A 20,788-nucleotide genomic window follows, 5' to 3' on the forward strand; every position below is an offset into this window, starting at 1 on the left:
TTAACCTACCTTATTACAAAGCCTTAATTTTGAGCAAATGAGTAGACGCTTATTAGTACTTCTTGTTATCCTTATGAGCTTGTCCTTAATTGGAATTATTTTTGTTCAGGGATATTGGATAAAAACGGCAGTGGAGGATAAAGAGGAGCAATTTTCGAATACCATTTTTTTGGTATTGCATACTGTGACTAATAAAATCGAGAAGAGGGAGATGAAGGATTACTTCAACAAATCTTTGCGATTAAAGGACAGTATTGGAGAATTAAAGGAATCGAATTTAAAAGAGATTTTCTATGTTGAACGCGATGGAAATAACAATGAAACTTTCATCTATTCACATGGAATCTTAGAGGAAGATTACGGTATATCTTCAACGTTCTTTGATAACAATGCAGCTGATTCTTCTACCATAAAGAATTATACCAGTAGGAGGACTACGCAGATTTTTAAAGAGGAGTACGGTATTGATGGGAAGATATATTCACCCGTTGAGCGTATTGAAAAAATTGGTGGGTTTTCTGCTATTGAAAAGGCCGCTTTTGAAGATGTGTTTAAAGAGGCAGCCAACAGAGTGCCAATTCATAAAAGGGTCAGCCCTCAAGAGATCGAGCTTTTGATGCAAAAGGAGCTTAGAGATAGGGGAATTGATTTGAAATTTGATTACGGTATTTACAGCAAAGGTTTAGCCACAAGGGTACGCTCGAGTAACTCTATGGATCTAATACAATCGCGCTATAGAGCTCAGATTTTCTCGGATAGTGAAGGTAAGAGTAACTACAACCTTGTGGTAAGCTTCCCGGATAAGAAGAAGTTTTTAATTTCTTCGGTTATTGAAATGGCCATTTTATCCATGGTGTTCACCCTTGTGATTCTAATTGCTTATGCAAGTGCGATTTATCAATTGATTAAGCAAAAGCAGATTTCAGAGATAAAGACCGATTTCATCAATAATATGACCCATGAGTTTAAAACTCCAATTGCCACAATAAACTTGGCTTTGGATGCTTTAAAAAATCCGAAAGCCTCGCAAGATTCTGATATGGTCAATCGTTATATGCAAATGATCCGAGATGAGAATAAACGGATGCACGCACAGGTGGAGAATGTACTGCGAATATCCAAATTGGAGAAAAATCAATTGGATATAAAGAAGGATCGGGTGGATATTCACGAAGTTTTGGAAGAAGCTTTGGCGCATGTTGAATTGATGGTTGAAAATAGAGGGGGGTATATTAAATCACATTTGGACGCCAAAAGATCAGAGATATTGGGTAATGAATTTCATTTGACTAATATTTTTGTCAACATCTTGGATAATGCGAATAAGTATTCCCCAGATGAACCAAAAATTGAGGTGTTTACCGAGATAGTGAAAAATAGCATTGTTATTAAAATAACTGATAAAGGAGCTGGGATGAGCAAAGCGGTATTGAAACGAATATTTGAAAAATTTTATCGTGAAACTACCGGAAACATACATAATATAAAAGGGCATGGTCTTGGTTTGGCCTACGTTAAAAGTATTGTTGAGGACCACCAAGGAGAAGTATATGCCGAGAGTGAAAAAGATAAAGGAAGTACCTTTTTTGTAAAGTTACCTTTAATATAAAAGCATGGAAACAGTAAATAAAAAAATTCTATTGGTAGAAGATGATCCTAATTTTGGAATTGTCCTAAAAGATTATTTGTCAATGAATGACTTTGATGTGACATTGGCCAAAAACGGGATGGAAGGTTTTGAGAAATTCAGAAAAGATAATTTTGATTTATGTATTCTGGATGTGATGATGCCTTATAAAGACGGGTTTACATTAGCAAAGGAAATAAGAGAGAAGGATGATAACGTTCCGATTATATTTCTTACTGCAAAGACAATGAAAGAGGATGTACTCAAAGGCTATAAAGTGGGTGCAGATGATTATTTAAATAAGCCTTTTGATTCCGAGGTGTTGTTGTTTAAAATCAAAGCAATTATTCAGCGTAAATCTACCGAGTCATTGGCCGATAGCAAACAATTTGAATTTGAGATTGGAAATTTCCATTTGAATTCAAAACTACGTTTCTTAACATTTAAAGATGAAGAACCTATTAAGCTATCTCCTAAAGAAAATGAACTTCTTAGATTACTGGCCTTGCACGAGAATGATTTGATGCCTAGAGAATTAGCGCTGACCAAAATTTGGAGAGACGATAATTATTTTACCTCTAGAAGTATGGATGTGTATATTGCCAAGCTTCGTAAATACCTTAAAAGAGATGAGGATGTAGAAATACTTAACATTCACGGAGAAGGATTTAGATTAGTTGTTAAAAGCCAAGCTGATAAATAGAACATATACTGTAATATAAGGTGATGTTCTTGTGACGCACTTTTTATTATGTTAAGATAAAATTCAAATATAACCTCCTTAACGATTTGTTTGGGAGGTTTTTTTATAGCTGTTTAGCACCTTAGCCAAGGTTTTTATATCCTCTACGGTGTGAAAAGCACTCACTACAATTCTACTCATTATAGGGGATGTCTTAGTAGGATAATTAAAGCTAGTGACAATAATGTTGTGATTATACAAGTAATTGGTTAATTCCTCATTGGTAAAAGCGAAGGTCGGGTGAGTGCCATGGTATCTAAAAATTTCTGGAGTATCTAACAAGCCGCTAAGCAAGGTAGCGTTTTTATGAAGCTTTTCTCTTTGCTTGGTTATTATATGTTGGGTTTGGATCAATGTCGCCATGGTTGCTGGGCTAGCGGGTGAGCTTCCTCCAAAGATTGGGGATTGGCAAAGGGTTTCAATTCTTTTCTTCGTGCCGAAGATACCTCCAAATTGTAATCCGAATCCTTTACCTAGAGAACCACATACGATAAGTTCCATCATTCCAAGGGACTTTAGTTCTTGAAAGACACCTGCTCCATTAGGTCCAATAACTCCTAGACCATGGGAATCATCTACTACTACAATAGCATTTTTAAGATTTAGCAATTTAAGTCCCTTAAAGTCAGGATAGTTTAATCCTATAAAATCTATGGAGTCAAGGTAAATCACCACCGGTTGATCCTGAGGGGTTTGATCCATAAGGCCTTTTAGCTGTTGGTAACTTTTTACTTTAATTTGACCTGCAGCCCCTAGAGCTTCATGAGTATTTGGAGTTCGATAACTTGTGACTTGGGAATTTGAAAAATATTGACTTACCAGTTGAGAGGCCATAAAACCAGAGGATAAGGTAACAGATGCCTCACTACCGATATAATCTGCTAGGTAATGCTCGGCTTTATCATATATCGAAAATCGGACATTAGAGGTTCTAGAGGCGCCGTAATGTGTTCCGTAGAGAACTATGTTGTTTGTGAAGTATTTAAGGAATTCTTTGTGCGTTTGTAAACCTAAATAGGCTGTACCACCAAAATATAGGTAGTCACCCTTGTCTGTGGTTATGATGCGATCTGGAAATTTGTCAATATATTCAACCATATCGCTTAACTTAGTAATCGTACTCCTGTACCGCCGATGGAAGGAAAATTCAATTTACCACCTTCTTGGATCTGTATCCCTGTTGCGATATCATTTTTTAATAACATCGCCCCATCCATATCGACATAATCGAGTTGGGGGGTTAATTGTGCAATTGCTGATATGCCCACAGTGGATTCTGTCATGCAACCCACCATAACCTTCATCTTTAGTGATTTTGCCTTTTGAATCATGCGTAGGGCAGGGGTGAGACCCCCACATTTGGTAAGTTTGATGTTGACACCATCAAATAACCCAGCACATCGCGCTACGTCTTGTTCCACAATACAACTTTCGTCGGCGATAATTGGTAGTTCACATTTTCCTCTAAGAGCTCTGTAGCCTTCGATATTCTCCGCATGCAGTGGTTGTTCGAGAAATTCTACTTGCAAATCCTTAAGACGGGGAGCTAATTGAAGCGTTTGTTCAACCGACCAAGCGTTGTTGGCATCGATTCTGAAGGTGGCGTCTGTATGGTTCCTTAGGGCTTCTATGATCTGAAGATCGTAGGCTGTTCCTAATTTAATTTTGTAAAGTGGCCAGGGTTTCTTTACCATCTTTTCTACCATCTTCTCAATGGTATCTATGCCTATGGTGTAATTGGTAATCGGATAGTGCTCGTTGGAGGTGTTCCATAACTGGTAGAGCGGCATCCCTTTTAATTTTCCATAAAGATCATGCGCTGCAACATCTAATGCACAAATAGCAAACTGACTAAGATTTTTACTGGTTAAATAGTGGTGGAATTCTGATGGATCAATACAAGTGATGGTGTTTATGTAGGGCTCGACTTCTGAAATCTCAGCCATCATAGACTCAACAGTGACATTATAGTATGAATTGGTAGTGGCTTCCCCATAACCAGTTTCACCGTTTAAACTCAAACACACCACTAGAGAATCCTGTGTATCACGAGATTCCCTAGATATTCTAAAGGTGTATCCGAGTTCAAGTACGTATTTCTTTAATTCGAGTTCCATCTGTAATTTTTGCTTTGGAGCGAATTTACATATTAGCCAAGAAAAAAAGCGAGACTTGCATGAAAAGTTAATGTACTAGCTAATTCGGACTAGGCAAACTTACAATGGAATTGTTATTGATTGGTTCTTACGTGACCTCCAGAGCTTTCCTCTATGGAGATCTGCTCTGTTTTTATCACTTTAATAACTGCGCCAGATGAGGCTTTTGCACGAATGTTTTCCACCAAGAGATCATCTGCATTAATATGCCCACCGGAAGATGCCTTGGCATTTAAAAAGTTTGCATTGCCTTCCACTTCTAAATTACCTCCACTGCTGGCACTTAATTGTATTGAATTGGCAGCTAATTTAAGTGATGTATGGCTACCACTACTGACGGTAATATCCAAGTCCTTAGCCTCGATGGTGTCTTTGCTCCATAGGTATGCCCCAGCTCTGGTTTGTATGCTGGATATATCTTTGACCCCAACTAGAATTTTTTTGGATGTTGCGTGGCCAATGTTTTGCGTGGCATTTATGTGCAAGGTATTATCTTTTATTTCTGTAGTAATGATATCCAATAAATTTTCATCGGCAATAACCACTACTTTTTCGTTTTGATCCATCATAAGTTCCACTTCGATCCCAGTGGAAGCTTCAATGGCATTAAAAGGTTGATCGAGGGTTCTCTGGTCATTGACAACATTTCCGTTTCCATCAATAACTGCGAAATTAAATTCACATGAACAAAGAAATAAGGAAATGACAATAGTTACGATTACTTTAATTAAGGTGTTCATTTTTGGTTGGTTTTTGATTGATATTAAAATTAAATACTATCTTTTTGAAATTCATCTTGGGTTTTTCTTACCGATATAGTGTCTAACTGAGGTGATTTTGTTTCTTTTGGAGTTGTACTGCTTGGGCAATCCACACAAATTAAGGTTCCATCAGTATCAAGTCTCCAGAATTGTTTGGATACTTTATTAAAGCCATAGTCCATATTGTTTTGCGTTCTAAAATGATGTTTTACAGAAGGATCAAATTTAAGGATCAAGCCTGAAGGTATCATTATAGTCACATCCACTTCTTGATCTCTGTAACCATGGTCCACTGCAGTTCTTAAGTAATCATCCAGTGTCAGCACACCTGAATTTAGCGTATAGTCATATATAATGGCTTCTGCTCTTTGCCGTGCCTCGGATTGACTCGCGCCTTTAGATTCTTTCCTGATCTCAATTTTTAACTGATCATTATCAGAGGGTCTAATCCGAAAATCCACTTCATCACTATAGATCGATTTGCCTGCTTTATCCTTGGAAAGATCGCTAATTATAAAACCATTGGAGTCAAATACAGTTTGATGTAATACTTCTGTTGAAGCCATTTTAATAATCAAGGTGTCCGTCCCATTTACAAGCGGATGATCAATTTTGGTAGACGATCCATGAAAGGCATAACTACTGGCCGTTTTAATGCCCAGGATGCTGATACCTATCACCGATAATATCCAAAGTCCTATTAGACTAAATTTAGCGACGTTTCCGATCGATTTTAAATTGCTGAAAATGATCTTTAAACCTAAGTAAAATAGAAAAAACAAAGGAATTCCAATGACTAAAAAGCTCAATAGCGAGATCATCCAAATAGGAGCATCAACGGTCGCATGAAAATAATCATTCCACGGTGCACCCCAAATTTCCATTGTTCCAGCTGTAAAGAGTCCATAGAAAATGGAAATTAAAGTGATGGCAGCGGTAATCAAAATAATCATTCCTATTAGTTTGGCACCTATTCTAAAGAGGCTTAAAATTACTGCCAGGATCGAATCAAAAATATTTTTTGAATTTTTTTTTACAGAAGCCCCCATCTTATCATAATCCACGTTTTTTACCTTTTCGGTCACATCTTCAAATCCTTCTCGAATTTTCTTCTCAATATTGCTGATATTGATAGGGTCTCCGGCCATAGAAATTTTTTGAGCTGTAGTGACGGCCTCTGGAACTAGAATCCAAAGGCTTAGATAAATAATACTACCTGTACCAAGACTTAGGATACTTATGATAATAAATAATAAACGGACCCATAATACATCTATACCCAGGTAATGACTTAACCCAGCACAGACTCCACCGACGTACTTTCGATCGATATCACGATATAGAGTTTTGTGTGTTTTTGTGCTGTGGCTGCCACGAGGTTCATCTTCAAATAGCTCCTCATCTACTAGATAATCTTCAGGCTGTCCCATAATGCTGATGATCTCTTCCACTTCTTTTGTGGTAATCACCTGTCGATCGTGCTCTAATCGCTCTGTGAAAAGTTCGGCAATCCGGGCTTCAACATCTGCGATGATCTCATCTTTGCCTTGGGATTTTGTAAAGGATCGTTTGACCGCCTCTAAATAGCGATGTAATTTCAAATAAGCATCCTCATCAATGTGAAAAAATGTATTTGCTAAATTTATATTGATTGTCTTATTCATCGTTCGTGTTTTATTTTGTTACAAGGTTAACTGCATTTCTTAATTCTTCCCAAGTACTATTTAGCTCCTTTAGAAACAGCTTTCCATTTTCAGTAAGCGTATAGTATTTTCGTGGCGGGCCAGAGGTGGATTCCTCCCATCGATAATTCAATAATCCTGCATTTTTTAATCTTGTAAGTAAAGGGTAAATCGTTCCTTCTACTACAAGCATTTTTGCATCTTTTAAAGTTTCTAGAATCTCGGATGCATACTTATCTTGGTCTTGTATGATAGATAAGATACAAAACTCTAGAACCCCTTTACGCATTTGTGCTTTTGTGTTTTCTATCTTCATGGTTACATAATTCTTTTATTTAACTGTTCGTTTTTTGATTGTTGATGTATGATGAATTTTATAATATACTTTAAATGATTATTTTAAAAACTTGATACTCAATGGGTAGGTGTACAAAACACCCTCATTGGATCTTAAGGTAGCAAGGATCGTGCATACGATATCCATAAGGGCTAGCACAATTGCTAATACTCCAATAATCCCTAATATAACTACATTAGTTCCTATAGTTGGTAAACGAACTAAGTTAAAGTCCACATGTTGTCCATTGTATTGCCAAAAATTAATAAGCTCAGCGAATTCCCAACCGGTCATCAAAAGGATTGGGATGGTGATGGTACCTAAAATAATTCCATAGAGTAGCAGGCTAATCTGAAAATTAATGGCCTGTTTTCCATTTTGATCTACATAGGCATCTTTGTCCTTATTTAGAACCCAAAGCATTAAAGGGAAAATAAAATTTCCAAAAGGAAAGATGTATTTGGTAAATGTAGACAGATGGATGAAAGCTGCCAAGTTTCGTTGATGTTTAGTAATGGTGTTTTCCATTTTGTTTTGATTGATGATTTTAAATATTGATATCCAATACATACTAATGTCTAATGCAAATATATATACTTAGGAAGGTAGTTTGCAAAACATAGTACTGTATTTAACAAAAAATTAATACTATTTAAAAGAGCTTAAATTGTCGAATATTCAATATCTTACAGCCTATAATCAACAATTCACATGATGTTAACGGCTTCAAAACTTAATAGATTTGCAATGATCAAGTTGCCTTCCGCATGGATTTGTGGAGTACGAGTTCAACAGATAAATGATACTAAATGTGTGACTTCGGTTCGTCACCGATGGGTGAATCAGAACCCATTTAACTCTATATTTTGGGCTGTACAAGGGATGGCTGCAGAGTTGTCAACAGGCGCCTTAGTTATTGGTAAAATAAAGGATAGTAACCAGCGTATTTCCATGTTGGTGGCACAAAACAAAGCGACCTTTACAAAAAAAGCAAAAGGGAGAATTACCTTTGAATGTGAGCAAGGTGCTGCGGTTGATCATGCTATAACCAAAGCCATTAGCACAGGGGAAGGCCAAACTTTTTGGATGCAATCCACTGGAAGGGATAGTCATGGAGATGTGGTAAGTGTCTTTGATTTTATGTGGACCATAAAATTAAAGCGTCCAGTGTAATAAGTAGTGTAACAATTAATTTAATGGAGCTACTAATGAAAATGAAACAATCAAATAACAATAAATTATGACAGCACACGAAATTGATTACCAGATTTACGGTGAAGAAATGCAATATGTGGAAATAGAATTAGATCCACAGGAAGCAGTAATCGCAGAGGCGGGGAGTTTTATGATGATGGAGGACGGATTGAACATGGATACGATTTTTGGAGATGGTTCTAACCAGGATCGTGGGGTATTAGGGAAGTTGTTCTCCGCTGGTAAACGTATGCTAACTGGGGAGAGTCTATTTATGACTGCTTATTTAAATACCACCGTGGTAAAGAAAAAAGTGAGTTTTGCAGCGCCCTATCCTGGTAAAATAGTTCCTATTGATCTTACGCAATACCAAGGGAAATTCATCTGTCAAAAAGATGCTTTTCTTTGTGCGGCTAAAGGGGTCTCAGTTGGGATTGAATTTTCCAAACGTTTAGGTAGAGGTTTTTTCGGAGGAGAGGGTTTTATAATGCAAAAACTACAAGGCGACGGAATGGCTTTTGTTCACGCTGGAGGGACCTTGGCTAGAAAAGAACTGGCTCAAGGGGAGGTCTTAAAGGTAGATACAGGTTGTATAGTAGGCTTTACAAAGGATGTAGATTACAATATTGAATTTGTTGGAGGAATTAAAAATACCGTCTTTGGTGGCGAAGGATTATTCTATGCTACCTTAAGAGGGCCTGGTGTGGTATACATTCAGTCGCTGCCTTTTAGCCGTCTTGCAAGTCGCGTATTTGCCGCCATTCCACAACAAGGAGGAAAAAGTAAAGGAGAAGGAAGTGTTCTAGGCGGATTAGGAAATCTTCTCGATGGTGATAATCGGTTCTAATCTAAAGACTTTCCATTGACATACACAGTATCAATGTTATTGTTACCAAAGTCATACATTAAATAACCATAAGAGGGCAAAGCCTTGGTTATGATGAAATTAGCCATCTTTCCGGGAGTGATACTTCCATGGGTTGCGCCAATTCCCATGGCATGAGCTGCATTTATAGTAGCGGCGTTTATGGCCTCCTCTGGATTTAATTTCATTTTGATGCATGCGGTTGATACAACCTGATTCATGTTTCCACTTGGGGAGGAACCTGGATTATAATCACTTGCTATTGCAAAGGGTATGCCAGCTCTGATGAGCTGCTTTGCAGGGCTATAAGGAATGCCGAGGAAAAAGGAACAAAGCGGTAGTGCTACTGCAATGGTATTTGAATTTTGCAGCGCGGTAATATCTTCTTCTTTTATGACCTCTAAGTGGTCTACAGTTAAGGCATTGTATTTTAATGCGGCCTTAATGCCCCCAATGGAATTAAATTGATTGACATGCACCTTTGGAATGAGTCCGTAAGCTGTAGCAGCATCTAGGATTCTTTCCATATCAGATGTGGAAAAATATCCTTTTTCACAGAACACATCGATGTACTGAGCAAGTCCTTGTGAAACCACTTGAGGTAATACGGTTTGGATGATGTAATCTATATAGGCTTGTTGGTTACTCTTGTATGCTAAAGGAACTGCATGAGCGCCTAAAAATGTACTTTTTATGGTGAGACTACTAGATTCTTTCAGTCGTTTTATCACGCGAAGCATTTTTAGCTCACCTTCCAGGGAAAGTCCATAACCACTTTTAATTTCTACTGCTCCTGTGCCTAAACGGGCTATGGCCTCCAATCGTTTTAAAGATTGTTGATATAAGTCATCCTCGGAGGTGTTCTCTAATGTTTTTGCCGAATTGAGGATTCCACCGCCTTTAGCAGCAATTTCTTCATAACTCAATCCATTAATGCGATCTATGAATTCCTGTTCACGGTTGCCGGCATATACCAAATGTGTATGACTATCACACCAAGAGGGAAGAACCATCTTGCCGCTTAGATCAACCGTATTATCAACTTGCAGTGTAGGGAGCTCCTCCATGGGGCCGTATTGAGATATCTTCTGATCTTCTATAAGTAGATAGGCGTTTTTAATAGTTGGAAGCTCTTTCATAGCTCCTGCTTTAAGAACAGCTGTAGGGGAGTCTCTTGTTTGTAGAAGTTCTTTTATGTTGGTAAATAGTACTTTCATTTTGACATCTGGTTTAACGGTTCTTAATTGAAATACGGGTGAAATTTAAAACAAAATTATACTTTATTTCTATAACTTTTCGAACGTAACTTCGGATTATATTATTATATAATGGCAAATTAACAAATTATTATACAAAAAATAGCGCGTTAATGAAATAGCTCTCAATGGATGGATTGATGATTTTTTACCACTGTTTTTAAAGGAATGACTTTTATAATTCAGTAAAGGAATACGGCGTTTAAATTTGAAAAATAATTCCTAGATAAAGACCTTAAACATTTAGGATAGCAGGGTAATATCTAGTATTTTTGATAGCAATTAGCGCCATAAGAGTAATGGCTCTAAAAATTTGACTTTAATTAGGATGAATAAAGGAATATATATTGCTACACTAGAATCAGATAGCGGAAAATCATTAATAACCTTAGGTTTAATGCGAACCTTTTTAGGGAAAACTGCTAAGGTGGGTTATTTTAGACCTATTATCAATGCTACAAAGAGGAAGAAAGATAATCATATAGAAACTGTGCTTTCTTATTTTAATGTGGAGATGAACTATGAGGATGCTTATGCTTTTACCTCCCATCAGGTGATTGAAATGCAAAACAACAATAAGGTTGGTCAGGTCTTCGATTTAATTATTCAAAAATACAAGGCCTTAGAACAACGCTTTGATTTTGTATTAGTCGAAGGTTCGGATTTTGCAGGAGAGAGTAGTGTGTTTGAGTTTGATCTCAATGTGATGATTGCTAAAAATCTTGGACTCCCGACAATATTAGTTTCCACGGGTGTTGGTAAGACCAAGGAAGATTTGGCATTAAGCCTTCGCATGGCTTACAACACATATCGCCATAAGGATGTCAATGTGATGGCTATTGTGGCCAATAAGATCAATGTACAAAACTTAGAAATTGCAGAGAGTGTCTTACGGGATTTTTTGCCTGAGGAAGTAGATGTTTTTACTATTCCAAGAATAGAGTCTTTGGCCCATCCAACCATGAAAGAAATTGTTGCCAATTTAGATGGCAAGGTATTATTTGGCGAGGATTTCTTGGACAATCAAACGGCTAGCTTTGGCGTAGGAGCCATGCAACTTAGAAATTACATCACCAATCTAAAAGAGAATAGTTTGGTTATTACTCCTGGGGATCGAGGCGATATTATATTAGGGGCACTTGTGGCCAATACCTCTAGTAACTATCCTCGTATCTCTGGAATTATACTCACTGGTGGATTAATCCCAGAGGTTTCTATATTGAAACTCATCGAAGGTCTGAGTCAAGTAGTGCCAATTGTCTCTGTAAAGCAAGGTACTTTTAATGTGGCTAATAAAGTAGGGAGTATTAAAGCTAATATATATAAGGAGAGTATCTCAAAAATTGAAACCTCCATAAGTACCTTCCAGAATCATGTTAAGTTTGATTCCCTTGCCGAGCGTCTTATTAGTTTCAAACCAAAAGGAATTACCCCTAGAATGTTTCAATACGATTTAATTACTCGTGCCAAAGAGCATAAAAAGCGAATCGTATTACCAGAAGGTACTGATGAGAGAATTCTTCAGGCCACAGCTCATCTTAGGGCGATTGACATTGTGGATATAACCCTTTTAGGTGATCGGGCAAAGATCATTGAAAAGATCAATAATTTAGGTCTACAAATAGACTTGAATGATATTGAGATCATCGATCCAACTACTTCAGAAAAGTTTCTTGATTACGTAGAAACATTTTATGAATTACGTAAACACAAGAATGTCAATATGGATATTGCAAAAGACTGGATGAGTGATGTGTCCTATTATGGCACCATGATGATTTACAAAGGTGATGCTGATGGTATGGTATCTGGAGCAGCACATACTACACAACATACTATTCGACCAGCATTGCAATTTATCAAAACTAAGCCTGGTGTTTCAGTGGTTTCTTCAGTATTCTTTATGTGTTTGGAGGATCGGGTTTCGGTCTTTGGAGACTGTGCCATTAACCCAAATCCAAATGCGCAAGAGCTAGCAGAAATTGCAATATCTTCTGCAGATAGTAGCCAATCTTTTGGTATTGAGCCGAGAGTGGCCATGCTTTCCTATTCATCAGGAAGTTCGGGTAAAGGAGAGGATGTGGATGTGGTACGAGAGGCTACAGCAATTGTCAAGTCCAAAAGGCCTGATTTAAAAGTAGAAGGCCCGATTCAGTATGATGCCGCCGTGGATATCACAGTAGCACAGAGTAAACTTCCAGATTCTGAAGTGGCTGGGCAGGCTAGTGTATTAATATTCCCCGATTTAAATACCGGTAATAACACCTATAAAGCCGTACAAAGAGAAACAGGAGCCCTTGCCATTGGACCTATGCTACAAGGGTTAAACAAACCTGTTAATGATCTCAGTAGAGGATGTACGGTAGATGATATTTTTAATACGGTTATCATTACCGCAATTCAAGCACAAGGATTATAAAAGAGTGTAAAGACAAAAATTAGAAGTTAAAAGTTTTAGTTAGTTATGAAAAAAATATTAGTCATCAATGCAGGTAGTTCTTCCATCAAATTTCAATTAATTCGTATGCCAGGGGAAATTGTGATAGCCTCTGGACTGGTTGAAAGTATTGGTCTTCCAAATGCCGCCATTCACTATAAATCTAAGAAGATGAATATTTCTGAAACTGTGGCGATTGAAAATCATCAAATTGGTTTAGAGCGCATTGCATCCTTGTTGATGGATCCTGATAGAGGAGCGATTAAGAGTGTCGATGAGATCGATGTGGTTGGGCATAGGGTCGTTCATGGCGGTAAGGACTTTTCGAGTACTGTATTTATTGACGATAATGTGAAGGCAACCATAAAACAATTATTTAGTCTCGCGCCACTTCATAATCCACATAATTATACTGGAATCGAGGTAGCGGAAAAGGTCTTTCCCAATGCGAAGAAGGTAGCAGTTTTTGATACGGCTTTTCATCAAACCATTCCAGAGCGTGCCTATAAATATGCCATCCCTGATTCCTTTCTAAAGGAAAATCACATACGATTATACGGTTTTCATGGGACTAGTCATAAGTATGTAAGTAATAAGGCGAAAGATTTTATTAGTAAGAAGAAATCTAAGCTTATTTCCATTCACTTAGGAAATGGTTGTAGTATTACAGCGGTTCAAAATGGAAAAAGTGTTGACCATTCCATGGGATTTGGTCCAGTGAATGGCCTTATTATGGGGACCAGAAGTGGGGATATTGATCAATCTGTGATATTCTATATGGTAAAAACCCTAGGATATACTTTAGAGGAGGTTTCAGAAATACTCCACAAAAAGAGTGGAATGATCGGAATGACCGGATTTAGTGATTTACGAGAAATTGAAGATAAAGCGGAGAAAGGCGATCGAAGATGTCAGCTCGCATTAGAGATGAATGCTTACCGAATTAAAAAGTATATCGGCTCTTATGCTGCAGCAATGAATGGTGTTGATGTTATTGTATTTACCGCTGGAATAGGGGAGAATAGTAGTGTGCTTCGACGTATGATTTGTGATGATATGGATTATTTAGGAATTGAGCTAGAAGATTACAAAAACAACGTACGATCCACCGAAAATAGAATTATAAGTAAGGAGTCTTCCAAAGTATTAGTTCTAGTGGTTCCGACCAACGAAGAACTAGAAATTGCCAAGGATTGTTTTGAGATGATCAGCTAAACGGTGTCAAGGAATTTTGATTTAAGGGCAGGGGTGGGAATCATGCAACTGTCCTTTTTTCCAAACCATTTATATCGGTTTTTTGCGATAAATTCGTATATAGAGTCTCTTATACCTTCGGGTAATAAATAAGAAAACACCTGTAATACAGGCCATAATCCGCCAAGTTCTTTTGCAATTTCAATAGCAGCGGTAGATTTTACATAGTAAGCCACTTGTGGTTCAATGACTATTATGGAGTTGTTACTAGATGGGTCAATATGACGTTCTTCCATTAATTGTTTTCCGACCTCACTTTGCAGTGATGCAAAACGAAATTTATCTTTACCATCGCGTTTGATTATAAAAGTAACGGTTCCTGTGCAAAGGTTGCAGATCCCGTCAAAAAGTACTATTTTTTTATTCGCTAAATCTTCCATTTTCAGTTTTTTAAGCCATGGTCAGTTTGTAATTGAACGAGTTTGTGGCACCATTTAAATCTAATACAAGGACATGAACTCTACCGTGCTTAACGGCAGGCATTCCATAAGGGATCCTCTGGTAATGGTGCAGTAAAGGTGAATTCTTCCTTTTTTACGGGATGGATTAATGTTAACTTATGTGCATGTAAATGGATGCTACCGTCTTTATTACTACGATCAAATCCGTATTTTAGGTCACCTTTAATTGGACAGCCAATAGCCGATAGTTGTGATCGTATTTGGTGGTGTCTACCTGTTTCTAGATCAACCTTTAATAGGTAATAATTATTCAACTCCTTTTGTAGCTCATAGTGTAAAATGGCTTTTTTGCTATCATTTACCTGCTTTTCATAAGCATACGACTTATTTTGTTTCGGATTTCTTTTCATCCAATGCACCAAGGTGTCCGTAGGCAAAGGAGGTTTGGCTTTTGTGATAGCTAAATAGGTTTTATGAGCTTTTTTTTCTTTAAAAAGCTTGTTTAATCTTGGCAAGGCTTTCGAAGTTTTTGCGAACAACACAACACCAGTGGTAGGCCTATCAAGACGATGTACCACCCCGAGAAATACATTTCCAGGCTTCTGATACTTTTCTTTGATATACGATTTAACAATATCCGCTAAGGGTGCATCACCTGTTTTATCTCCTTGAACCAGATCTCCTGCACGTTTATTGATGACAATAATATGATTGTCCTCGTATATTACTTGGAGATTATCCTTAGTTGATAAACGCTTTATCATAAATCACTAATACTGCTCTTGATCACTAGGGAAATCTCTAGACTTAACATCAGATACATAGCTAGATATAGCCGCTGTCATCTCTTGATATAAGTTCATATAACGACGCAAAAAGCGAGGATTAAATTCATGGGTCATCCCTAAAAGATCATGTAGCACCAGCACCTGACCATCAACACCATTCCCAGCTCCAATTCCTATGACGGGGATTGAAACAGTCTCGGCCACTTCCTTTGCTAATTTAGCGGGAATTTTTTCCAGTACAATTGCAAAGCAACCAGCCCTTTCCAGGAATTTAGCATCTTCTTTTAATTTATTCGCTTCTTCCTCTTCTTTCGCTCTAACGGTATAGGTTCCGAATTTGTAAATGGATTGCGGGGTCAGACCCAAATGCCCCATTACTGGAATACCAGCATTTAAAATTTTCTTTATGGATTCTTTAATTTCTTTTCCCCCTTCTAATTTAATAGCGTGTGCACCACTTTCTTTCATAATTCTAATGGCAGAGCGCAAGGCTTCTTTAGGATCAGACTGATAACTACCAAAAGGCAGGTCCACCACAACCAATGCCCTTTGAACACCTCTTATAACCGAGCTTGCATGGTAAATCATTTGGTCCAGTGTGATGGGTAGGGTGGTTTCGTGTCCTGCCATAACGTTACTGGCAGAATCACCAACTAAAATACAATCCACATCGGCTCCATCTACGATTTTAGCCATGGAATAATCGTATGCCGTTAACATGGAGATTTTTTCTCCATGCTGTTTCATCTCGATTAATGATTTAACCGTTACTCTTTTATATTCTTTTTTTGCTACTGACATTGTCGTTTAATTTTCAGGTAAAAATACAGTTAAAAATAGATATTCCCGTGCGTTATGCTAAGGAATTTGTAATGGTTCGGCTTATTGGTTAATGGTATTAGTTTTTCTTTTTGCCCTCTACAAGTTCTAATTGATCCAAACTGACCTTTGTGGTGAAAATGCCATAGTTAACCGTTGCTTTATTTTTCTCAATTTGGTCGATACTTCCTACTGATTTACTGTCTAGTAGTCGAACTCTGTCTCCTATCTTTAAGGTAGGTCCTGATTTTGGCGTAGCTGTTTCCTGGGCGGTTTTCTGCGCTTTTTCCTTTTTCTTTCGCTCGCGAATTTGATCCACTTGTTTTTGAACCTCCAATTCCACAACCTTTTTTTTAGCGCGTTGCTTCTTTTTCATAGCCGCAGATTCCTGTTTTCGCTTCGAGTTCTCCGTTTCTACAATACGCAAGAATTCTGAAATTAAGGGTCTTTTTTTCTTGTTAATGAAATAATCCTCGGCAATGGTATTAATCTTATTCCCAAGGTATATCATGCGCTGGTTATGATCATATAGCAGTTGATATTGCTCAAGTTTGTCTTTTATTCGTGCGTTGAGCTCTTTTAATTTTTTTGCCTCCTGTTTTGCTTTGGATTGTTGATCCACTAGATCAGTGGAAGTTTTCTCCATTTGATTTCGTTGCTTTTGCAGTTTGGCAATAGTAGCGTCAAAGCGGACTTTTCCGCGTTCAATTTTCTTCTTGGCCCGATTAATCAAGCTATATGGGATGCCATTTTTCTGAGCAACCTCAAATGTAAAGGAACTTCCAGCTTCCCCCAGAACTAATTTAAATACTGGTTCAAGGGTTTTATTGTCAAATCTCATATTTGCATTGGTGGCATAGGGGAGTTCATTGGCCAATATTTTTAGATTGGAATAATGGGTTGTAATAATCCCAAAAGCTTCTTTTTCGTAGAAAACTTCTAAGAAAGTCTCGGCTAGCGCTCCACCGAGCTCAGGATCACTTCCTGTCCCAAACTCATCTATTAAAAACAAGGTTTTATCAGTACACTTGCGTAGAAAGAAATTCATGTTTTTTAACCGATAGCTGTAGGTGCTCAGGTGATTTTCTATAGACTGATTATCCCCAATATCTGTTAAAATGCGCTCGAAAAGACACATAGTAGATTTTGGATGAACAGGAACCAATAAACCACTTTGAAGCATTAGTTGCAATAGACCCACGGTCTTTAACGTAATACTTTTTCCACCAGCGTTGGGTCCTGAGATCACGATAATGCGATTCTTTTGATGCAGTTCAATGGTTTGTGGGTAAGTGGTCTTTAAAGCAGCCTTATTGGAACGATAGAGCAGCGGGTGATAAGCATCCACAAGGTTGAAATGGCGATCGGTGGTGATCTCTGGTAGCACTGCATTAAGTTCTCGTGCATATCTTGCCTTGGCCGCCACCGTGTCGATCCGAATCAAAAACTCCTGATAATCGATCAACAATGCTCTAAAGGGACGTAAAAAATTAGTAAGCTCCCTTAAAATTTTTTGAATTTCTTCTTGCTCATCGTACTCTAAATTGGTAAGGGTATGGCTATACTGACGCGTAGCTTCAGGTTCTATATATACAATACTTCCTGTTTTAGAATTACCCAAAATAGCTCCCTTTACGCGTTTTCGATACATTGCAGTAACGGCTAGGACTCGACGGTTGTCAATAACTGTTTCTCGGATATCATCCAAATACCCAGCAGCGGTATAGGTACTTAATGCTCCACCGAAACTCTGGTTAATTTTTGTACGCACCTGAGCGATGTCTCGTCTTATTTTCTGTAAATTAGAGGAAGCTGAATCTTTAATTTCACCAAAACGATCGATGATCCGATGGATTTCATTCTGTATAGCTTTTGTGTATTCTATGTGATGGACACTTTTGTGTAGTTCAGGATAGTAATTAGCAAATTTCTTATAACAAACAATATGGCTATTGACCGTTTCAGATATTATTGCAATATTCCGAAACCCTTGAATATCTATAAGGCTATTTTCAACCTTCAGTAAACTAATCTCAGGAGTAATAGATTCAAAATAATGATTTGGTATGGTGTTGTCATTCTCAAATGAAGATAGATATTCGTTGGTTTGCTTTAGTGCGCTTTGGAGCGCTTCTTTGCTGGTAAACGGCGTGATTTCCAAAGCAGCTTCTTTTCCCAGTGCAGTTATACATAGCGTAGAAATCTGTTCTAGGACAGTGTGAAATTCTAGATCTTGTAAAGTTTTTGAATATATTTTGTGCATAAAACGTGAGCCAATAGCTAATTTAGCATGCAAATTTACTAATATTCACCTGTTTTTAAAGTAGCTTTTTAGCTATTTTAATAATTGTCCCGAATGAACTGAAGAATCTGTGCCATTTTTTCTTTTAGGCTATTGGAGCTTTGTCTATAATGATTATTCATAAAACTAAAGATCAAGGTTTTTCCTGAATCCGTCACAAGATAACCACTAAGGCAATAATTGTTACTTAAGCTACCGGTCTTTGCATATATATAAGGATGCGGATTACCTTTGAAGTAATGTTTCAACGTACCGCTTTGTCCACCAGTTGGAAAAATTGCATAAAGGGTTTGCTTTGGCGTCATTTCATACAATTCCTTAAGGACATATACTATAGAGGAGGGCGTAAAGAGATTGTATCTTGATAAGCCCGAACCATCTACCCATCTAGGTGGTTGCGCAAGACCTTTTAATTGGTTTTCCAAAATTTGCTGGCGTGATTTGGAACTATTAAGCTGGTCTCCAAGGGTAGCGGAGGCCATAATAAGTAGTTGCTCTGCTATGAAGTTATCGCTGACCTGCATGAGCTGTTTGTAGACTGAATCAGCTGCAATACCATAGATGGTTTTTACTTCTGATGTGGGGAAACGATTTACTACGGTAATAGACTTCCCAGTTTGGTTTTCTAAGATCTTTCTAATAAGGTTACTATCGGAAATAAAGGGTACTTCTATAGTATCCTTTTGGCTAGCTGGAAGATAAAATTCATTTTCATCAATAGCCCGCCTATAAGGAGCTTCTTGTAATTTTACATGCTTTTTCAACGCCTCAATAGAGACATATAAGGAGTCGTGGTTTGACAATCTGACAACATTCCCATATACAGGTAAGGGACTTCGCTCGGGCGAATAGTAAGCATCATAATCATCCCAAGCCCAACCAGGTCCCAGTGGGGTGTCTTCTAGATTATCATAATAAAGCTGTATGTTTTGTTGATTTTTAAGGAAATTAATAAGTGAGCTATCCTTTAGAATCGGATGTAGTGTTGCTGGATTTCCCAGGCCACGAATATAGGTTTTACCATCAGAGATGGTGTATTGAATACTAGGCAGAAAGTCGGGCAACAGGCTCATCGCGGTGTAGAGGGTAAATATTTTCGTATTACTGGCTGGAATGAAATATTTATCTCCGTTGTAATTAATAAGGGTATCACCAGAGATAGGATCATAGAGAAAGAGACCACTAAATTGGCTCTCAAAAAATGAAGTATCAAATTCGGACACCACCTTTTTTGAAAGAGATTTATATCCAGAACAACTAATAAAACTCGCTATCAAAAAAATTAAAATGAACTTTTTCATGAAGAATGAATTTTCGAAGTACAAAATACTAAAATACTATATGTTAGCTCTGTTAAAGTAAATTTAATAGGAAAATTACAAGTAATTCGATGAATTTTAGGATTAATGTTAAAAATTATTATATATTTACAATTGCCTAAATCTTAAAAATTATGTTTAAAAACCCCTTTTCCTTCAGCGGAAGGATACGTCGAACCGAGTTCGGTTTAAGCGTATTGCTCTGTGTTCTTGGTTATTTTTTATGTTATTTATTGTCAAGCATATCCGCTGCAATATTACAAATACAACTTGGTAATTACTCCTTTATTTTTTGGCTATTTTTTATTCCTTTTCTGTTTTTTATAACGGCACAAGGAGTCAAGAGATGTCATGATATGGGACATAGTGGATGGTATCAATTGATCCCTTTTTATTGTTTTCGACAGTTGTTTAAAGAAGGTGAATCATCTATTAATAAGTTTGGTTCAAATCCTAAAGAACTTGGGAATTATGAAACCTTGACAAAAATAGAAAACACGCACTAAATGCTTTTTAACAATTAAACCTTGATTTTAACGGAAAGACAACAATTTTATGTCGACCTATTCGTTACTTTTAAGTCAACCTAATAAATTTTTAAACCAATGGCTAGAGCTATGTTTGAGTACACTAAAATGGTGTTGCATAAGGTGAGCTTTGATCCTAAATTATTCTGTAAAGAATTAGAAAAAGCTGCCTCAAGATTACTACCTTACGAAATCGATGAATTACGAATTTGGCTTACAGCCTACGTCCAAGGTAGACCCGAGTTATCACAATGTTTAATTTATATTAAGTAATAAGCTACAAAGCATCCTATTAAAAGAGAGGAGCTTGTCTTTGTCTTC

The 20,788-nt window shown here is 37.4% G+C and carries 20 protein-coding genes; 8 read left to right on the top strand and 12 right to left on the bottom strand.

Translation table 11 applies throughout. The features are described 5' to 3' along the window. Positions 1-37 precede the first annotated feature (37 nt). Positions 38-1,609: a sensor histidine kinase gene (locus VKY50_RS01085; protein ID WP_324297968.1), complete on the top strand. Its 1,572-nt coding sequence runs from the start codon at positions 38-40 to the stop codon at positions 1,607-1,609. 4 nt (positions 1,610-1,613) lie between these two features. After that, positions 1,614-2,330 (top strand): response regulator transcription factor, encoded by a 717-nt coding sequence (locus tag VKY50_RS01090; protein ID WP_008990789.1) that lies wholly within the window; start codon positions 1,614-1,616, stop codon positions 2,328-2,330. Between the two features lie 78 nt (positions 2,331-2,408). Here VKY50_RS01090 and VKY50_RS01095 read toward each other — a convergent pair whose 3' ends face one another. The 6 genes from VKY50_RS01095 to VKY50_RS01120 all read right to left on the bottom strand — a co-directional run bounded on the left by VKY50_RS01095 (position 2,409) and on the right by VKY50_RS01120 (position 7,833). Beyond that, positions 2,409-3,467: an aminotransferase class I/II-fold pyridoxal phosphate-dependent enzyme gene (locus VKY50_RS01095; RefSeq protein WP_324297973.1), complete on the bottom strand. Its 1,059-nt coding sequence runs from the start codon at positions 3,465-3,467 to the stop codon at positions 2,409-2,411. 5 nt (positions 3,468-3,472) lie between these two features. After that, positions 3,473-4,486 (bottom strand): dipeptide epimerase, encoded by a 1,014-nt coding sequence (locus VKY50_RS01100; RefSeq protein ID WP_324297974.1) that lies wholly within the window; start codon positions 4,484-4,486, stop codon positions 3,473-3,475. A 113-nt stretch (positions 4,487-4,599) separates the two neighbouring features. Further along, a complete protein-coding gene (locus VKY50_RS01105) occupies positions 4,600-5,265 on the bottom strand; it encodes a head GIN domain-containing protein (protein WP_324297976.1) in 666 nt (221 codons plus the stop codon). A 29-nt stretch (positions 5,266-5,294) separates the two neighbouring features. Continuing rightward, positions 5,295-6,950: a PspC domain-containing protein gene (locus tag VKY50_RS01110; RefSeq protein ID WP_324297978.1), complete on the bottom strand. Its 1,656-nt coding sequence runs from the start codon at positions 6,948-6,950 to the stop codon at positions 5,295-5,297. A gap of 10 nt (positions 6,951-6,960) precedes the next feature. After that, a complete protein-coding gene (locus tag VKY50_RS01115) occupies positions 6,961-7,284 on the bottom strand; it encodes a PadR family transcriptional regulator (RefSeq protein WP_324297980.1) in 324 nt (107 codons plus the stop codon). 78 nt (positions 7,285-7,362) lie between these two features. Further along, entirely contained in the window at positions 7,363-7,833 is a 471-nt protein-coding gene (locus VKY50_RS01120; protein WP_324297982.1) for a DUF4870 domain-containing protein, read from the bottom strand. 183 nt (positions 7,834-8,016) lie between these two features. Here VKY50_RS01120 and VKY50_RS01125 point away from each other — a divergent pair, with 183 nt between their 5' ends. After that, positions 8,017-8,478 (top strand): DUF4442 domain-containing protein, encoded by a 462-nt coding sequence (locus VKY50_RS01125; RefSeq protein ID WP_324297985.1) that lies wholly within the window; start codon positions 8,017-8,019, stop codon positions 8,476-8,478. Between the two features lie 67 nt (positions 8,479-8,545). Beyond that, positions 8,546-9,346 carry a TIGR00266 family protein gene (locus VKY50_RS01130; RefSeq protein WP_324297987.1) on the top strand — a complete coding sequence of 267 codons (801 nt, stop codon included), beginning with the start codon at positions 8,546-8,548 and terminating at the stop codon, positions 9,344-9,346. Here VKY50_RS01130 and hutI read toward each other — a convergent pair. After that, entirely contained in the window at positions 9,343-10,581 is a 1,239-nt protein-coding gene (hutI, locus tag VKY50_RS01135; RefSeq protein ID WP_324297989.1) for an imidazolonepropionase, read from the bottom strand. The genes VKY50_RS01130 and hutI overlap by 4 nt on opposite strands. Before the next feature lie 367 nt (positions 10,582-10,948). Here hutI and pta point away from each other — a divergent pair, with 367 nt between their 5' ends. Next, a complete protein-coding gene (gene pta, locus VKY50_RS01140) occupies positions 10,949-13,039 on the top strand; it encodes a phosphate acetyltransferase (protein WP_324297991.1) in 2,091 nt (696 codons plus the stop codon). Positions 13,040-13,084: 45 nt separating this feature from the next. Beyond that, positions 13,085-14,272, top strand: a complete 1,188-nt coding sequence (locus VKY50_RS01145) for an acetate/propionate family kinase (RefSeq protein WP_324297992.1) — start codon at positions 13,085-13,087, stop codon at positions 14,270-14,272. Here VKY50_RS01145 and VKY50_RS01150 read toward each other — a convergent pair. The 5 genes from VKY50_RS01150 to VKY50_RS01170 all read right to left on the bottom strand — a co-directional run bounded on the left by VKY50_RS01150 (position 14,269) and on the right by VKY50_RS01170 (position 19,922). After that, positions 14,269-14,691, bottom strand: coding sequence for a thiol-disulfide oxidoreductase DCC family protein (locus VKY50_RS01150; RefSeq protein WP_324297993.1), 423 nt, complete (start codon positions 14,689-14,691; stop codon positions 14,269-14,271). The two genes, VKY50_RS01145 and VKY50_RS01150, sit on opposite strands and share 4 nt — an antisense overlap. 89 nt (positions 14,692-14,780) lie before the next feature. Next, positions 14,781-15,476, bottom strand: a complete 696-nt coding sequence (locus VKY50_RS01155; protein WP_324297995.1) for an RluA family pseudouridine synthase — start codon at positions 15,474-15,476, stop codon at positions 14,781-14,783. 6 nt (positions 15,477-15,482) lie between these two features. Continuing rightward, entirely contained in the window at positions 15,483-16,301 is an 819-nt protein-coding gene (panB, locus tag VKY50_RS01160; protein ID WP_324297997.1) for a 3-methyl-2-oxobutanoate hydroxymethyltransferase, read from the bottom strand. 97 nt (positions 16,302-16,398) lie between these two features. Beyond that, the gene (locus VKY50_RS01165; RefSeq protein ID WP_324297999.1) at positions 16,399-18,582 is read right to left on the bottom strand and encodes an endonuclease MutS2; all 2,184 of its coding nucleotides are present in this window, start codon (positions 18,580-18,582) and stop codon (positions 16,399-16,401) included. A gap of 77 nt (positions 18,583-18,659) precedes the next feature. Next, positions 18,660-19,922: a D-alanyl-D-alanine carboxypeptidase/D-alanyl-D-alanine-endopeptidase gene (locus tag VKY50_RS01170; protein ID WP_324298001.1), complete on the bottom strand. Its 1,263-nt coding sequence runs from the start codon at positions 19,920-19,922 to the stop codon at positions 18,660-18,662. A gap of 152 nt (positions 19,923-20,074) precedes the next feature. On the opposite strand from VKY50_RS01170, the gene VKY50_RS01175 reads away from it, so the two are divergent. Both VKY50_RS01175 and VKY50_RS01180 read left to right on the top strand, forming a co-directional pair. Next, positions 20,075-20,446, top strand: a complete 372-nt coding sequence (locus tag VKY50_RS01175; protein WP_324298003.1) for a DUF805 domain-containing protein — start codon at positions 20,075-20,077, stop codon at positions 20,444-20,446. 99 nt (positions 20,447-20,545) lie between these two features. Further along, a complete protein-coding gene (locus tag VKY50_RS01180; RefSeq protein WP_324298005.1) occupies positions 20,546-20,740 on the top strand; it encodes a hypothetical protein in 195 nt (64 codons plus the stop codon). Positions 20,741-20,788: the final 48 nt, after the last annotated feature.

The organism is Galbibacter sp., assembly GCF_035306585.1.
In the GTDB taxonomy this organism is placed as follows: domain Bacteria; phylum Bacteroidota; class Bacteroidia; order Flavobacteriales; family Flavobacteriaceae; genus Galbibacter.

Excerpts from the sequence above, each read along its gene's own strand:
- VKY50_RS01085 (WP_324297968.1), top strand. The coding sequence starts at position 38 with ATGAGTAGACGCTTATTAGTACTTCTTGTTATCCTTATGAGCTTGTCC.
- VKY50_RS01090 (WP_008990789.1), top strand. The coding sequence starts at position 1,614 with ATGGAAACAGTAAATAAAAAAATTCTATTGGTAGAAGATGATCCTAAT.
- VKY50_RS01095 (WP_324297973.1), bottom strand. The coding sequence starts at position 3,467 with ATGGTTGAATATATTGACAAATTTCCAGATCGCATCATAACCACAGAC.
- VKY50_RS01100 (WP_324297974.1), bottom strand. The coding sequence starts at position 4,486 with ATGGAACTCGAATTAAAGAAATACGTACTTGAACTCGGATACACCTTT.
- VKY50_RS01105 (WP_324297976.1), bottom strand. The coding sequence starts at position 5,265 with ATGAACACCTTAATTAAAGTAATCGTAACTATTGTCATTTCCTTATTT.
- VKY50_RS01110 (WP_324297978.1), bottom strand. The coding sequence starts at position 6,950 with ATGAATAAGACAATCAATATAAATTTAGCAAATACATTTTTTCACATT.
- VKY50_RS01115 (WP_324297980.1), bottom strand. The coding sequence starts at position 7,284 with ATGAAGATAGAAAACACAAAAGCACAAATGCGTAAAGGGGTTCTAGAG.
- VKY50_RS01120 (WP_324297982.1), bottom strand. The coding sequence starts at position 7,833 with ATGGAAAACACCATTACTAAACATCAACGAAACTTGGCAGCTTTCATC.
- VKY50_RS01125 (WP_324297985.1), top strand. The coding sequence starts at position 8,017 with ATGATGTTAACGGCTTCAAAACTTAATAGATTTGCAATGATCAAGTTG.
- VKY50_RS01130 (WP_324297987.1), top strand. The coding sequence starts at position 8,546 with ATGACAGCACACGAAATTGATTACCAGATTTACGGTGAAGAAATGCAA.
- hutI (WP_324297989.1), bottom strand. The coding sequence starts at position 10,581 with ATGAAAGTACTATTTACCAACATAAAAGAACTTCTACAAACAAGAGAC.
- pta (WP_324297991.1), top strand. The coding sequence starts at position 10,949 with ATGAATAAAGGAATATATATTGCTACACTAGAATCAGATAGCGGAAAA.
- VKY50_RS01145 (WP_324297992.1), top strand. The coding sequence starts at position 13,085 with ATGAAAAAAATATTAGTCATCAATGCAGGTAGTTCTTCCATCAAATTT.
- VKY50_RS01150 (WP_324297993.1), bottom strand. The coding sequence starts at position 14,691 with ATGGAAGATTTAGCGAATAAAAAAATAGTACTTTTTGACGGGATCTGC.
- VKY50_RS01155 (WP_324297995.1), bottom strand. The coding sequence starts at position 15,476 with ATGATAAAGCGTTTATCAACTAAGGATAATCTCCAAGTAATATACGAG.
- panB (WP_324297997.1), bottom strand. The coding sequence starts at position 16,301 with ATGTCAGTAGCAAAAAAAGAATATAAAAGAGTAACGGTTAAATCATTA.
- VKY50_RS01165 (WP_324297999.1), bottom strand. The coding sequence starts at position 18,582 with ATGCACAAAATATATTCAAAAACTTTACAAGATCTAGAATTTCACACT.
- VKY50_RS01170 (WP_324298001.1), bottom strand. The coding sequence starts at position 19,922 with ATGAAAAAGTTCATTTTAATTTTTTTGATAGCGAGTTTTATTAGTTGT.
- VKY50_RS01175 (WP_324298003.1), top strand. The coding sequence starts at position 20,075 with ATGTTTAAAAACCCCTTTTCCTTCAGCGGAAGGATACGTCGAACCGAG.
- VKY50_RS01180 (WP_324298005.1), top strand. The coding sequence starts at position 20,546 with ATGGCTAGAGCTATGTTTGAGTACACTAAAATGGTGTTGCATAAGGTG.